The organism is Candidatus Niyogibacteria bacterium CG10_big_fil_rev_8_21_14_0_10_46_36, assembly GCA_002772995.1.
Lineage (GTDB): Bacteria > Patescibacteriota > Minisyncoccia > 1-14-0-10-42-19 > 1-14-0-10-42-19 > 1-14-0-10-46-36.
Map to the genome: position 1 here is coordinate 625 of PFCO01000003.1, position 2,189 is coordinate 2,813.

Annotated in this window: 1 protein-coding gene, 1 tRNA gene and 2 pseudogenes; 1 reads left to right on the top strand and 3 read right to left on the bottom strand. The window is 44.2% G+C overall.

The window, feature by feature from the left end; all coding sequences use genetic code 11:
* Window positions 1-471: a hypothetical protein gene (locus COU47_01085; GenBank protein ID PIR69673.1), complete on the bottom strand. Its 471-nt coding sequence runs from the start codon at window positions 469-471 to the stop codon at window positions 1-3.
* Window positions 472-539: 68 nt separating this feature from the next.
* Between COU47_01085 and COU47_01090 the strand changes: the two genes are divergently transcribed.
* Window positions 540-629, top strand: a tRNA-Ser gene (locus COU47_01090).
* Between the two features lie 483 nt (window positions 630-1,112).
* Here the strand turns inward: COU47_01090 and COU47_01095 are convergent.
* Both COU47_01095 and COU47_01100 read right to left on the bottom strand, forming a co-directional pair.
* A pseudogene (locus tag COU47_01095) lies at window positions 1,113-1,319 on the bottom strand (recombinase family protein).
* Window positions 1,320-1,634: 315 nt separating this feature from the next.
* A pseudogene (locus COU47_01100) lies at window positions 1,635-2,084 on the bottom strand (hypothetical protein).
* Between the last annotated feature and the right edge of the window lie 105 nt (window positions 2,085-2,189).

Sequence of the window (2,189 nt, forward strand, 5' to 3'; positions counted from 1 at the left end):
TTAAAAACGAAGATATCGTCCGAGAGTATCGGAAAATGTTTCTTCGTGCGGCTCTTCGTCTACATGCTTGATAAAAATGTCCCGGATCTCATTCGGGTCAGCATCTTCAAGCGGTATTGAAAGCCGCGGCATAACGCCTTTTTTAAAAATGATGGTCATCTCTTTGGATCGCGGAGGGTCATAATGCATCCAGAATGACTGTATGTTGTCATATGGATACAAGCGATTCTCTATCCGCAGACCCTGCTCCGTAAGCGCAAACAAAACGGTTTTTGGCCGCCGTGCGCCATAGAGAGCAACCGCGAAAGATGACACTATAATTAATACCCCAAATAGAAAATTATTCAAGAGGTAGGCAAGCACAAGAAGCACGACGGTAAGCGCGCCCAAAGCGGCATACCATCCGCCTCCTTTCTCGTTATAAAAATATTCGGGAGCCCGCCACGAAAAAAGGGTCTTCATTTCCGGCATATACAGATAGTATAGCGCATACCCGAGCCTAGAAAAACCGGTTATGTTTTGCTACTATTATGGGACATGGAGGGGTGGCTGAGTGGTTGAAGGCACCGGTCTTGAAAACCGGAGTGCTCGCAAGGGTACCGAGAGTTCGAATCTCTCCCCCTCCGCCAAGAAGGATTTTGCAAATGCGAGTTGCCCGCCTCGCTTCGCTCGGCGGCTAATTTGTATGGGATTTTTGGCGAAAAAGAAATGCATTTATCAAACAAAATATGGTTCGAGCCGGTTTGTTTTAGAAATGTTGTCATTTCTGACTTATCCCCACTCCGCACCAGTTTTGTCGCGTAATTAAGGGATTTTACAAACGCACGAGCCGGTTCGAGCCAAGATACGTTTCCGTTCTCGATTTCACTGATTTCTTCAGTACACTCCACTTTGCGCGAGAGCAATTTTTGTTTCTGCATGGCGTATTCCTCGGCAGAAACTATCTCGTCAAGATACGCAGAAAGCAATTTATCCAACTTTGCACCAATGTCGGCTATCTCACTTTTGAGATTTTGGAGAATGGCTTGATTATCATTTTTTGCTTTCTGCTCGTCCTTGTCTAACTCGCGCAAAACTTTCTCGGTGTCTTGGCTCGATAAAGAAACTTTTTGAAGAAAACTTTTTATCTGTTCCGTTAGTAATTCTTCGCGGACATATTTTTGCGAACACATTTCGCGCTTTTTAGTACAGCGATAATAGTTATGTCCTTTTTGTGTTTCAGCAGTAATCGCACATTTACATTCCCCGCAGGTGAGTAGTCCGCGAAATGGAAAAGTTTTCTCTGCTTTGCGTGTCTTGATATGTCCGCGAGATTTCATTACTTCTTGGCATTCGTCAAAAAGTTTCTTTGATACCAACGACTCGTGCGTTCCCTGATACGTCTCGCTTTTGAACTCAAAGAGTCCGTAATAAAACGACTTGCTCAAAATTCTCTGGACACAGGAAACTGCCAGAACATTACCCTTGTGGCTCCGCAATCCTATATCTTTAAACGCCCTCGCGATTTGCTTCAGCGTATATTTTCCTGTCGCGTATAGTTCGAAACCTTTGCGTATCATTGTCGCTCTTTCTGGGTCAACATCAATATCGCGAGTGCGATGATTGTTGAGATAGCCAATGGGTGCGGAGCCAGGATATACGCCACGACGGAGTTTGGCACGATGTCCACGCCTGATATTTTCTGAAAGATTATCAACGTAGTATTTGCTCTGTCCAAAGGCAATGTTCAGCATAAATTTTCCCTGTGGCGTGTTCTCAAACCAGAATGTAGGAAATTTGAGGTCTTTAATTTTTCCTGTGTCCAAGAGATACACGATTTGTCCGCCGTCAATCGAATTTCGGGCGAGACGATCGGGATGCCATGAAATTATTCCGTCTGCTTCTCCGGCTTGCAGAAATGACAACATTTCGGCGAATTTCATTCGCCCAGGTTCTTTGGCAGTTTGGGCTTCCTGAAAGGAAGCGACAATTTCAAGTTTTTCTTTGGCGGAATACTCTTGCATCTCTGCGAGCTGCGCTTCAATACTCAAAATTTGTCTTTCTTCTGATTCACTCGACTTGCGAGCGTAAATTACATATCTCATGGTTTTATGAATTGAATGAAAAAATTTCTTTTGCCCTTATTGATAAAAGCATTTCTTTTTCGCCAAAAATCCCATACAAATTAGCCGCCGAGCGAAGCGAGGCGG

Coding starts and splice junctions, on each gene's coding strand:
- COU47_01085 (PIR69673.1), bottom strand. CDS start 471: ATGCCGGAAATGAAGACCCTTTTTTCGTGGCGGGCTCCCGAATATTTT.